A 12,207-nucleotide genomic window follows, 5' to 3' on the forward strand; every position below is an offset into this window, starting at 1 on the left:
TCGCCTGCGTCGCCGCGCCTCGCATCCAGCCCGCTGACGCCGGCAACGCAGCCCACGGGGATACTTGGACAGGCTCCTAGCCACCCTGCTTGCGGCTGCGCCGCCGGCGGGCGAGGAGAGCGAGGCCGCCGAGGCCGAGGAGGGTGAGGGTGGCCGGCTCCGGGATCGCGCCCTGCTGCTGGACAGGGGAAAGGAGGAAGGCGAGCGGATCGCTGGGCGAGGGCTCCCCACTGCCGGCGATGTACTCGCCAGAAGGACTAATCGTCCACTGCAAGAAGTCCCACCCGTTGGCGGCCAGGCCGCCGTCCACCAGCGAGCCGAGGTCGTGCAGGCCGCCGGCGACGGTGAAGTAGAAGGGCCGCAAGCCGAGGTCGGTGTCCAGTGCGTCGAAGAGTTGGTACTGGCCCAGCACCAGCCCGTTGTCGCCGAGCCACGTGACCTCGCTGTAGGCGTACCCGTCCGAGCGGGTGGAGAGGTCGAAGGGGTAGGTGGTGTCGGTTCCCGGGTCGTACATCCAGGCGCTGTAGCCGAGCGGGGTCTCGCCTCCGTTGTAGCGGGTGGCCTGGCCTGCGACCTGGCCGAGCGCGTTCAGAAGCAGGTTCCCCTCGTCTTCTCCGCCTATGCCCGCCCCGCTGCTGTAGCGGAATCCGTCGGCGCGCGTGCGCATGGGGTCGGCGAGGCCGACATTGAGGGTGGCCGTGCCGTTGTAGAGCCAGGCGGACTGCCCCAGGTAGCCGGTGCCCGCGGCGTCGAAGCGGATCGCCGTGCCGGCGACCCAGCCGGCGTCGTTCAGGGCATGGGGGTAGCTGGAGCGGTACTCGTTGACGGCGGTGTGCTCGGGGTCGGTGAGGCCCACGTTGAGGGTGGTCGTACCGTTGTAGAGCCAGGCGGTCTCGCCCAGGTCGTTGCCGGCGGCGTCGTACCGGTACGCCACGCCCACGACTCGGCCCGCGGCGTTCAGGCCAGCGACCCAGCTCTCGCGGTACCCATCGGCCGCGCGGGTGTGCTCAGGGTCGGTGGGGCCCACGTTCAGGGTCGTCGTGCCGTTGTAGAGCCAGGTGCTCCAGCCGTTGTAGTTGCCGGCGCCGTCGTAGCGTTCCGCCTGGCCCGCGACCTGGCCCGCAGCGTTCAGGAAGTACACGTCAGCATAGCGGCGGTTATCGGTGACGCGTGTGTGCTCAAGGTCGGTGGGGCCGACATTGAAGGTGGTCGTGCCGTTGTAGAGCCAGATGCTCGAGCCATTGTAGTTGCCCGCGCCGTCATAGCGGGCTGACCAACCCGCGGCCTGGCCCGCGGCGTTCATGTTGTTCGCCCAACTCGAGCGGTAGCCATCGGTCACGCGCGTGTGCTCGGGGTCGGTGAGGCCGATATTGAGGGTCGTGGTGCCGTTGTAGAGCCAGGTGCTCGCGCCCAGGTCGTTGCCGGCGCCATCGTAGCGGAACGCACTGCCCACGACCTGGCCCGCGTCATTGAGGTAGTTCGGCCAACTGATGCGGGTGCCATCGGTCGCGCGCGTGTGCTCTGGGTCAGTGAGGCCGATGTTGAGGGTCGTCGTGCCGTTGTAGAGCCAGGCGCTCGCGCCGTTGTGGTTGCCTGCGCTGTCGTAGCGGTCCGCCCAGCCCGCGACCTGGCCCGCGGCGTTCAGGCCGATGGCCCAACTGTGGCGGTACTCATTGGTCACGCGGGTGTGCTCGGGGTCGGTGAGGCCCACGTTTTGCGTCGTCGTGCCGTTGTAAAGCCAGGCGCTCACGCCGACGTCGTTGCCCGCGGCGTCGTAACGGTTTGCCCCGCCCACCACCTGGCCCGCAGCGTTGAGGCCTGTGACCCAACTGTAGCGGTAGGCGTTCGTGCCCGTGTGCTCGGCGTCGGTGAGGCCGACGTTGAGGAGGGCAGAGCCGTCGTAGAACCAGGCTGTCTGGCCCAAAGGGCCTTCGGGTGGGACGTAGCGCGTCTGGCTGCCCGCGACCTGGCCCGAAGCATTAACGTACCGGGGGAAGCTCTCGCGGGTGCCTCCAGGGCCCGTGTGCTCGGCGTCTTTGAAACCGAGGGAGGTGATGCTGAAGATGGGGGCGGCTGGCGCGCGGCCCGCCCCCCCGAGCAAGATTGCGCCCGCCACGCCGATGGCGAAGCAGAGGGAGAGTCGCCCGAATCGCCCGTTGACTGTGCCGCCCATGGTTCGGTCCCCTGGTGCCCCCATGCTGTTGCAGAATCGCGGGTTTGCCCATCGCCCACCGAAGCCGGCTCCCCGGCGATGGCGCACGACCAGGATTCAAGCGCTTTCTCCCCGCGCTGTCAAGTGCACTTCAATTCTCGCGAGGCGGTTGCGATGTCACCTTGGGCCTTCGCCAGCAGCAGGACCTGAGGGCCTCACGAAGGTATTGGAATCTTCGGGACGGAACTTGAAAGAAGGGGGTCTTCGGGGTTTGCTGATCCTGCCTCGACTGGCCGGTGCAGGGCGTGGGCATGCCCTCTCCCTGCGGACCTGGCGGTTCCTGGGGAGGGCCCTGCCGAGGGGCTGGCGGGCGCAGCCTGCGCATGCTGTATCAACCCTGTGAGGGGGGAAGTGATACAGCATGGATAGAAGGACGAGGATTGGCGATTCTCGCGGTTCCGGCCATACCTGCTCATCTGGGGGATGAGCAAGCATGTGAGCGGGAATGCCCGGAGGGCGTAAGGCGTTGGGGTATAGAGGGTTATGGGACGGTCCTCACTGGCGCCACATCTCCCGTCGCGCGCTCCCCAACGGGGCCGCGTCAGGATGGTCAAACCGTGGCGAGTCCGACATCTGAAGCCTCAGGCAAGCGGTCCGCCCGCAGGAACGTCCGACATCGCAACCGCCTGAGTTTTCGCCCAGCAAGAGCTGAGGCGAAGCGCCGCAGAGGCGTGGGATGCAGCCCGGGGGCCTGGAATACTCACCTGGGCAGGCGGTAGATATGGACGCCCAGCGGGGCAAAGGTGTCGGTGAAGGAGCCGGCGCTGGCCTTGAGCGTGCGGTTCTCGTCAACGACTGTCACCTCGCCCCCTGCGGGCAGGCCCTCGACTTTGATGGTGGCTTTGGCCTCCCTCAGGCGCTCGTCGTAGTTGACGGTGAAGAGGTAGAGGCCATCGGGGCCTTCTTTGGCCAGGAGGTCGAGCTTCACGTCGCCCTCGGCCGCAATGGAGGCGGCCTGCTTCGGCGCGGCGCCGAGGATGGCGGGCGCGAGCCGCGTGATCTGTTCGTTGATCTCGCGGATCGCCTTGCGGTTCTCGTCGGGCACACCGAACTGGCTGTAAGAGGGCTTCCAGATGTGGGTGAAGTAGCCAATGGCTGTGGCCCCGCGGGTGATGGACATCCACACCTCGGCGCGGATGTGGGTGGGCGTGACCTCCTTCTGGTTCTCGAGGGCGCCTGTCCATTGTCCTCCCCTGCCCGTCTCGATCCAGGCATACACGGGCTTGTCGCCGGCCATCTTCACCAGCAGGTCGGTCGCCTCCTGAACGAGGTGGATCCACTCGGGCTTGTTCCAGCCGTAGATGGGGTAGATGTCGTAGCCCACGACGTCGGCGGCCTTCACGTACTCGGGATACGCCCGCCGCAGGTCATCGGGAATGCGTTTGAAGAAGGGATGGAAGTTGCCCGTGAGGGTCATGAAGACCGGCCGCGTGGGGTCGGCGGCCTTCATCGCGTTGTACTTTGCGAGCGTCTCGGCGGGGGTGGCGCGCGGCACGGTGCGCGGCGGCGACAGGAGGACGTTTCTCCCCGCCTTGTCGAAGCCCTCGATCTCGCCGAGCGAGCCCCACTCCTGATCGCCGGGGTAGGTGGACACCACCTTGAGGGTAAGTTCCTTGAAGGTGGCAGGCTTGGCAAGCGCGAACTTCTGCTCGCCCTTCTTGTTCTCGACCGTAGCCTTGAGGATTTCGGCGCCATCGCCCTCGAAGACGACCTCCTTCATCACGGCCAGGCCCTTCGAGATGGTGGGCCAGACCGCCAGGGCCTCGACGGTGATCGGCGCCTTGAGCTTGATCGCGATGACGGCACCCTGAAGCGGGTCGAGCACCGACCAGCTCGTCCTGTCGCCGTCGAGGACCTTCCACAGCGGCGTACGGTTGTTGATCTTCAGGTGCTTCGCGGGCACGACCTCGGCGTCGCTCGCCTGGTGGGTGAGGTCGGGCTCGTCGTCGTGGATGTAGCCGAGCAGCGCGGGGTGGCCTTTGAGCTTCGGCTCAAACGGCATCACGCCGTAGAGGCCGGCCGCGGCCACAAGCGGCAGGTAGCCCGTCACGTCCTGCGTGCCGGACGACTTGGGCCAGTAGCCGGCCACCGTGTTCATCGCGCATTCGGCGACCAGCGGGAAGTTCCGCGCGTCCTGGAGCCACGCCATCAGTGGAAAGAATGGCTTGCCGTTGACCAGGAACGCTCGGCCCGGGCCGATGGCGACCTTCTCGATGGGCGGCAGCTTGGCCTCGCCCGCCGATGCGAGAGCAGGGACAAGCACGAGTGCGACCGCAAGGCATCTGGCCACGGCGGTTCCTCCTGAGAAGCGCGCAGTTGACAAGCGCGGAACAACTTGCCAGCATTATAGCCCGGGAGGCCCATGGGAGAAAGCAAGGAGCGCAGAATGCGGCAGCCTGTGGCGTGTCTCGGGCTCTGGCTCTCGACCCTCGCAGCGGGGATCGCGGGCGAACCAGGTGTGACGCCCATCCTCGACGACGGCAGCTACTATCGCTACTTCATCGCCTGGCGAACGGAGTTCCTGCGAAAGAGCGACGGTTCCCTCGAGCCGATTGACGACAAGGGGAAAGGCCCCGCGCCCGTCGTGGCCTCGGACCTGCCGCCTGCGAACTGGGCGGCGCCGGATTTCGACGATTCGGCCTGGGCGCGGCGGCGCGGCCCGCTCAAGGCTGCCGCCACCGAGATGTCCCTCATTTGCCTTCGCTCGCGCTTCGAGGTGAGCGACCCCGCCAAAGTCGGCGACCTGTGCGTCTCCGCCGTTTTCACCGCCGGCGGCGTGCTGTACGTCAATGGCGTCGAGGTGGCGCGCGTGGGCCTGCCTCAGGGCGCGACCCTGGATGCCGAGGCCGAAGACCTGCCCAAAGAGGCGTATCTCGACCCCGACGGCAACCTCTACCGCATCGGTTGGGGCGACGAGAAGAAGTTCGAGGAGCGCCAGAAGGCGCGGCTGCGCGCCTTCGACGCCGTGAAGATTCCCCCTGCCGCGCTGCGCAAGGGCGTCAACGTCATCGCCCTCGAGATCCACCGCGCGCCCGCGAGCGAGCTGCTGCTCACGGCCAAGCCGCTGCGCTGGCGCGAGGAGGCCTGGCGCGGGCGCAGCTACTACTGGTGGAGCCGCCTCGGCCTCGAGGGCGTCAAGGTGACGGCGACAGGCGAGGGCGTCGTGCCCAACGTGGGCCGCCCGCCGAAGCTCCAGGTGTGGAACCACCCGCTGATCGAGCGCCCGATGATGAGCGATTGGGGCGACCCGTGCGAAGCCTTGCGTCCCGTGCGCTTCGCCGGGCAGCGCGGCGCCGTGCTGTCGCAGGCTCTCTGCGTCGGCTCCCCGACGGCCATCAAGGGACTCAAGGTGGCGGCGGAGGCGACGCTGCCTGGCACGGTCATCGAGGTGGCCTATCTCCAGGCCGACGGCGACGTGCGCGGCTCGTTCGGCAGCCTGGTCGCCGAACCTCCCGAGGGCAGTGCGGTGCAACCCGTATGGCTGCGTCTGCGTGTGCCGGCCGACGCCAAGCCCGGCGACTACACAGGGAAGGTGACCGTCGCCTGCGAGGGCGCCGCTCCCGTCATTGTGCCCGTCGAGATGACGGTCTATGGCTGGACAATGCCTGCGCCCCGGGACTTCACAGCGCACGTCGGCCTCATCCAGTCGCCCGACACGCTGGCGCTGCACTACGGCGTCGAAATGTGGTCGGAGGCGCACTGGAAGCTCATCGAGCGCTCGTTCCAGCTTCTCGGCGAAGTGGGCAACAAGGTGGTCTTCATCCCCGCCATCCGCCGCACGCACTTCGGCAACGAGCACGGCATGGTGCGTTGGGCGAAGGCCGACGGCGGCCACAAGCTCGACTTCTCACTCGTCGAGAAATACCTCGACCTGGCGCTCAAGCACCAAGGCAAGCCCCAGGTCGCGTGCCTCTACTGCTGGGAGCCGTACACGGGCGGCAAGTACCTCGACCACGCGGCGAAAGGCAGCGGCAAGGGCATGTGTTACACCGTGCTCGACCCGAAGACGGGCCAGCTCGAAGAGGCCGAAGGGCCAAGATGGGGCGAGCCCGCCGTCCGCGAGTTCTGGAAGCCCGTGATGGACGGGTTCCGCGACCTGCTCGCCAGGCGCGGCATCGAGGGGGCGATGATGCTCGGACTCGCCGGCGACACCCGCCCCACGCGGGAGGCGGGCGAGGACCTCCTGGCCGTCGCTCCGAACGCCAAGTGGGTCGTCCACTCCCACGCCACGGCCGACAGCCTCTGGGGAATGCCCGTGGGCTACCTGTGCGACGTGTGGGGCGCCCCCCAGGCCCCCGACCCACCCAAACGGCTCTACGGCTGGCAGAACCCCTTCCTGCGGGCCACGTTCCCCCGGGCCGGCAGCAACACGGTCGGCTCGATGCATCCGGACGCACCGCTCGCCATGTGGTACCTGTCGCTTGAGGCCATGCAGGCAGCCGGCATCCACGGCTTCGGGCGCGTGGGGGCCGATTTCTGGCCCGTCGTGCCAGGCCCCGAGAACCGCAAGAAGACCATTCTCGGCCGATTCCCCGAGAGCGGCTGGGGGCAGCTCAGCATGACCGAGAGCGCCCCCTGGACCCTCGCCCCGGGCAAGGACGGCGCTTTGCCGACGCTTCGCTTCGAGATGCTTCGCATGGCGCAGCAGCAGACGGAGGCACGCATCTTCATCGAGAGGGCACTCGCCGATGGCGCGAAGCGGGCCAAGCTGGGCGATGTCGCGGCACGGGTTGAGAGACTGCTGGATGACCGCACCCGCGCCCTCAACTACGCTCGTTCGCGCGGCTGGGACTACTTTGCCAGCTCGGGCTGGCAGGCCCGCGAGGAGGCCCTCTACGCCGCCGCGAGCGAAGTCGCCGCAAAGCTCGAGGGAGCACGCTAGTAACGTCTGCATGAGTGATGCGAAGATAGGAGGGGCGTCATTTCGGGCGTAGCGCAGTCGGGGAGTCTCTTTTCTCTGGCGGCACAGGAGAGATGCCCCGCCTTAGCTCGGCATGACCGCCCTTTGCACTATTCATGCAGAAGGCTGTAGGCTGCGTACCGGATCCAGTTGGCAGTTCGAGCGACATGGGTTATACTGTAATGGCGGCGCGGGAAGGTGCTGATATGAGACGGCCATGACCCTGAACTTCAAGACGACGGTGGTGCTTCTGCTCATCGTGGCGGGGGGGTACTACGCGTACTCCTTGTACTTCCCTGGTGTGGATACTGGGGACGTCGCGAAGCTGTTGCGCAGCCACCGCCGAGCCGAACCCGGGGCGCAGACGGTGCTCAAGCACCGGATCATGACGACGTATGACTCGAAGAGGGACTACGCGATCATCTTTCGCGCCCTGGACAGCCCCAGCCCGGCCACGCAGGCCCTGGCAGTCGAGATTCTCACCGAGAAGGTGGAGCGCCGGGCCCTCCCCAAGCTGCTGGAGATGCTGAACGATCCGACACGGGCGGAGTTCGTCCTGGAGACGGTCGCAGCCGCCATGGGCACGCTGGATGTACGCGAGGCGGTGCCACGCCTCGTCGAACTCACCGACACGTCGGAGCCTCCAGCCGTGCGCTCGGCGGCGCACAATGCCCTGGTGAGAATGACCGGGGCGGGCGCTCAGGTGAAGTTCGGGCCCAACTCTCGCGAGCAGTGGACCTTGTGGCTCCGCACCCAACAATCTGGCGGGACACGCTGACCTGAAACAGCCGCGGCCGGCTACTGGCGTTGCGCAGTGCCGGGAGTGGGGCTCGCCTCCTCCGGCAGAGCAGGAGTCTCGGCGATCACTTGCTCCTTGATCAGCGTCAGCCCGAATAGCGTCTTCTCCTTCAGCACCTCGCCGTTGTCTGACACCCACGCTTGCGCCTTCAGGTAGCCCGACCGAATCTCCACCACGTGCGTATCCCAGGAGCGGCCGGCCCATTGCAGCGGTTCCCGGCCCACCACCTCCAGTTCCACCTCCGTGGGCTCCAGCGTCAGGGGGTTCAGCACGATCACCGACCAGCGCAGCCCCACGCGAAGCGGCGGCAGGGCCAAGAGGGGCGACAGCCCCGTCGCCACCAGGCCCCCGCGAGGCAGGGGCAGCTTGTGCACCTGCTCACCCTCGCCCTGGACCGCCGCGCGCAACACCAGGTCCCCGTCCACCACCTCGCCGCGGCACTCCGCGTCAATCACGGGCGAATGCAGCACCATGGAGAACCGCTCCAGCGCGTATCCCTTGTCCACCACGACCACCATGTCCAGAGCGAAAGCCGACAGCTTCTCCAGGAATCCCGGCACGGGCGCCCGCAGCCGGGTGGCATTGCTGATGCGGTACTTCCCGTCCTCGGAATAGAGGAACACCGTCTCGGTGTACCCCATCTTTTCTCGAACGCCCGGCAGGTAGATTGCCATGCGGTTCTGGTAGTTCTGCCGATCCGCCGTCAGCACCGAGCGATAGGTGCCTGGGATGGACTCGGGCTTGACCTCAAGCAGCCACCGCCGGACAAGGGAGGTCGTCATGACCGCCCAGAACCCGATCACCGCCACCACCACGAGCCGATGGAGCATCTTCCCGGCTCCTGCTACCCCGCGGGGGGACATGATGCCGCGTCACCTGGCCCGGTCGTCTGCCCTGGCTGCATGTCGCCGTAGGACTGGCTCAGAATGTCCTCGGGAGCCACTCCCAGTTCGGCCAGAAGCCGCCGGAGGAGAGCGTGGGCCGCGGCGTCGGACTCGACCCCATCCATAACGGCCTCAAGCTCGATGAACGTGCCCAGTCCCTCCACCTCGTCCAGGTGAACCCGCACGTTCTCCAGCATGTAGAGCGCACGTTCCTTCTGCACGTGCGCGCAGGAGCCGTGACGGGCCTCGAGCTCTCGGAGCGTCTCCTCTGCGTCGGGCACGGACAGCAGCTCATAGTGGCTGTCGCGGATTCCGGCCACGTCGGCGCGCCGATAGCGCACCAGGGTCGCCTCCCCGGGCTGCTCGATGCGGAGTTTCAGCCGCCCGTCAGGCACGGCGAAGTAGACGTCGGTTTGACGACGCGTCCACACGTGAAGCGCTCCTGCACGCCGGCAGATCGCCTCCGCGCGCGCCAGATCGCGGCACCTGGCTTTGACCTCGATGTTCCTCTTCATACCGCCATCTTACGCCTGCCCATGAGCGGCGTCAAGGGAGGCACCCAACTTGATCGGCTGCTGCCCCATGAGTATCATGGGGCGGTTCAAACGTGTCCGGGCAGTATCCAGCACGCTGGAGGAAGCGCATGGTTCGCGAGTTGACAGTGCTGCCCAGCTTCGACCCGAAGATCGTCGAGCTTGGCCAGATTCCTGTGTACCAATACAACCGCACGCTCGAGCAGGAACTTGCCGACGGGCGGCTGACCGAGCGCGATGCCAGGCAGTTCCTCGAGTTCATGATGACGATCCGCGCCTTCGAGGAGATGATCGTCGCGGCGCGCAACCAGGCCTATGAGCCGCTCAAGGGCATCGCGTTCGAGTATCGCGGCCCCACCCACCTCTCGATAGGCCAGGAGGCCACCAGCGTGGGCGGGTGCGCCGCCCTCCGCCTCACCGACTACATTACCAGCACCCACCGCGGGCACGGCGACGGCATCGCCAAGGGCTGCTTCGCCGTCTACCAGCGCGACCCCGCCACGCTGCGCAAGGTGCTGGGTCTCTCGGAGGCCGAGAAGCTCAGCGAGGAGGCCCTGCGCGAGAGGGCCATGGAGCACCACCTCTTCCGCACGGCTGCCGAGCTGTTCGGGCGCGACGCCGGCTACTGCCGGGGCCGCGGGGGCGGGATGCACATCGCCGATTTCAGCGTCGGCCACCTGGGCGCCAATGCCATCGTCGGCGGCAGCATCGGCATCGCGGCAGGGGCGGGAATGTCGGCACGCTATCGCCACAGCGGCCAGGTGTGCCTCTGCTTCGCGGGCGACGGCGCCTACTGCAACGGCATTTCCTTCGAAGCCCTCAACATCGCCTCGATGGGACAGTTCACCAACGAGCTGGCGTCGCACCCCTTTGGCGTCCCCACCATCTTCGCCATCGTCAACAACCAGTACGCCATGACCGGCCAGGTAGACGGCGAGGTAACAGGGGTGGACCACATGGCCCGCCGCGGCGCGGCCTTCCGGCCGGACAACCTGCACGCCGAGGTGATCAACGGCATGGACGTTCTGGCCGTCCTCGACGGCGTGCGCCGCGCCGCCGAACTCGCCCAGGAGGGCAAGGGCCCCGTCATCCGCGAGCTAGTGACCTATCGCTACCACGGCCACTCGCTGAGCGACCCTCGCATCGAGTACCGCTCGAAAGAGGAGGAGGCCGCCTGGCGGCAGGTGGACCCCATCGCCCGCCTCTCCGGCCAGCTTGTCGAAGCCAAGGTGTGCACCCAGGACGAGATCGAGGCGCTCCAGAGGAAGGTGGATGAGCGGCAGGGCCGCGCCGCGCGCCGCGCGGCAGAGGCCCCTGAGCCGAAGGCCGAGGACGTGCTCGTATTCATGTACAGCAGCGGCACGTCGGACACGGTTCCCGCCGCGGCCAAGGAGCCCCGCCAACTCACCACGCCTGAGCCTCTCCCGCGCAAGGGCGGCAAACTGAGCTTCAAGGATGCCATCAAGGAGGCCCTCATCGAGGAGATGGTGCGCGACAACCGCGTGATCTTCTACGGCGAGGACGTGGCCGACTACGGCGGCGCCTTCAAAGTCACCAAGGGGCTGATTGACATCTTCGGGCGTGATCGCGTGTTCAACACCTCCATCTCCGAGGCTGCGATCATCGGCACCGCGGTCGGTGCGGCCATGACGGGCCTCCGCCCCGTGGTGGAGCTGATGTATTCGGACTTCGAGTACCAGGCGGGCGACCAGATCTACAACCAGGCGGCCAAGTGGTCGTACATGTCGGGGGGCTCCCTGTCGGTGCCCCTCGTCATCCGCTCGTCGGTGGGCGCGGGCAAGGGCTATGGAGGCCAGCATTCGCAGAGCCTCGAATCGCATTCCACGCACACGCCCGGCATCAAGGTGGTCTTCCCCAGCACGCCGTACGACGCGAAGGGCCTGCTCAAGACGGCCATCCGCGATGACAATCCCGTGATGTTCTGCGAGAGCCAAGCCCTCTACAACGATCTGGGCGAGGTGCCGGCCGAGGACTACACAATCCCCTTCGGCCGGGCGGCCGTCCGCCGCGAGGGCTCCGACCTCACCATTGTGGTCTGGGGCAAGGTGGCGTCCGACGTCCTCGAGGCCGCCCGAGTCCTCGAAGCCGAGCACAGCATCGCTGTCGAGGTCATTGATCCCCGCACCCTCATCCCGTTCGACATCGAGACCGTGTTGCGCTCGGTGCGCAAGACCGGCCGAGCCATCGTGGCCTCACAGGCCTGCCGCACCGGCAGCTACACGGGCGAGATCGCCGCGCAGATTCAGGAGCTGGCCTTCGACTACCTCGACGCCCCGGTCGGCAGGATTGGCGCCCTGGATGGGGTGTCGCCGCAATCCTACGTCCTCGAGCAGGCTTTCCTGCCAAGCGTAGCCACCATCATCGAGACCGCGCGCAAACTGGTCGGGCGGTGAGCAGCGGAAAGGGACTTCCCGGATGGCCGACAGCCCTTCGACCTATCATCGGGCGCTGCCGCTCACGACCGGGCAACTTGAGGCGCTCTGCCCCGCCAGCGTCTTCCGCCAGGCGGCGCGGTACGCCAAGAGCGCGCACATGGTGGACCGGCTGCGAATCGGCGAGGCCCTCTACGCGCGGTTCCACGGCACCCGAGGCATCTACTCGACTCGCATCGCCGTGGCCGAGCGCGACCTCAAGTTCGAATGCACGTGTCCGCTGGCCAACCCCCGCCAGCCCTGCAAACACGCCATCGCGCTGGGCCTGGGCTGGCTCGAGAGCCCTGGCAGCTTTCACGACCTGGACCTCACGCTGGCACGCCTGGCCCACGCGCGCAAGGCTGAAATCCTCACGCTGTTGCGCCAGGCCGCCCAGCAGTTGCCAGAGCTCGTTCCCCTGCTCGACCGGCGCCGCCCCTCGTAACC

At 67.3% G+C, this 12,207-nt stretch carries 8 protein-coding genes; 4 read left to right on the plus strand and 4 right to left on the minus strand.

Annotation, left to right across the window (positions count from 1 at the left end):
* Positions 1–76: 76 nt before the first annotated feature.
* Both PLE19_08010 and PLE19_08015 read right to left on the minus strand, forming a co-directional pair.
* Positions 77–2,173, minus strand: a complete 2,097-nt coding sequence (locus PLE19_08010; protein ID HPD14878.1) for a PEP-CTERM sorting domain-containing protein — start codon at positions 2,171–2,173, stop codon at positions 77–79.
* A gap of 739 nt (positions 2,174–2,912) precedes the next feature.
* On the minus strand, positions 2,913–4,502 hold the full coding sequence (locus PLE19_08015; protein ID HPD14879.1) for a hypothetical protein: 1,590 nt from the start codon (positions 4,500–4,502) through the stop codon (positions 2,913–2,915).
* 96 nt (positions 4,503–4,598) lie between these two features.
* Here PLE19_08015 and PLE19_08020 point away from each other — a divergent pair, with 96 nt between their 5' ends.
* Both PLE19_08020 and PLE19_08025 read left to right on the plus strand, forming a co-directional pair.
* Positions 4,599–7,094, plus strand: coding sequence for a hypothetical protein (locus PLE19_08020; protein ID HPD14880.1), 2,496 nt, complete (start codon positions 4,599–4,601; stop codon positions 7,092–7,094).
* 235 nt (positions 7,095–7,329) lie between these two features.
* Positions 7,330–7,890 (plus strand): HEAT repeat domain-containing protein, encoded by a 561-nt coding sequence (locus PLE19_08025; protein HPD14881.1) that lies wholly within the window; start codon positions 7,330–7,332, stop codon positions 7,888–7,890.
* A gap of 20 nt (positions 7,891–7,910) precedes the next feature.
* Here PLE19_08025 and PLE19_08030 read toward each other — a convergent pair whose 3' ends face one another.
* Entirely contained in the window at positions 7,911–8,741 is an 831-nt protein-coding gene (locus tag PLE19_08030; protein HPD14882.1) for a hypothetical protein, read from the minus strand.
* A 14-nt stretch (positions 8,742–8,755) separates the two neighbouring features.
* Positions 8,756–9,310: a class IV adenylate cyclase gene (gene cyaB / locus PLE19_08035; protein HPD14883.1), complete on the minus strand. Its 555-nt coding sequence runs from the start codon at positions 9,308–9,310 to the stop codon at positions 8,756–8,758.
* Positions 9,311–9,438: 128 nt separating this feature from the next.
* On the opposite strand from cyaB, the gene PLE19_08040 reads away from it, so the two are divergent.
* Together PLE19_08040 and PLE19_08045 are read left to right on the plus strand one after the other, a co-directional pair.
* The gene (locus tag PLE19_08040) at positions 9,439–11,742 is read left to right on the plus strand and encodes a dehydrogenase E1 component subunit alpha/beta (protein HPD14884.1); all 2,304 of its coding nucleotides are present in this window, start codon (positions 9,439–9,441) and stop codon (positions 11,740–11,742) included.
* 22 nt (positions 11,743–11,764) lie between these two features.
* On the plus strand, positions 11,765–12,205 hold the full coding sequence (locus tag PLE19_08045) for a hypothetical protein (GenBank protein ID HPD14885.1): 441 nt from the start codon (positions 11,765–11,767) through the stop codon (positions 12,203–12,205).
* Positions 12,206–12,207: the final 2 nt, after the last annotated feature.

The organism is Planctomycetota bacterium (assembly GCA_035384565.1).
Lineage (GTDB): Bacteria > Planctomycetota > PUPC01 > DSUN01 > DSUN01 > DAOOIT01.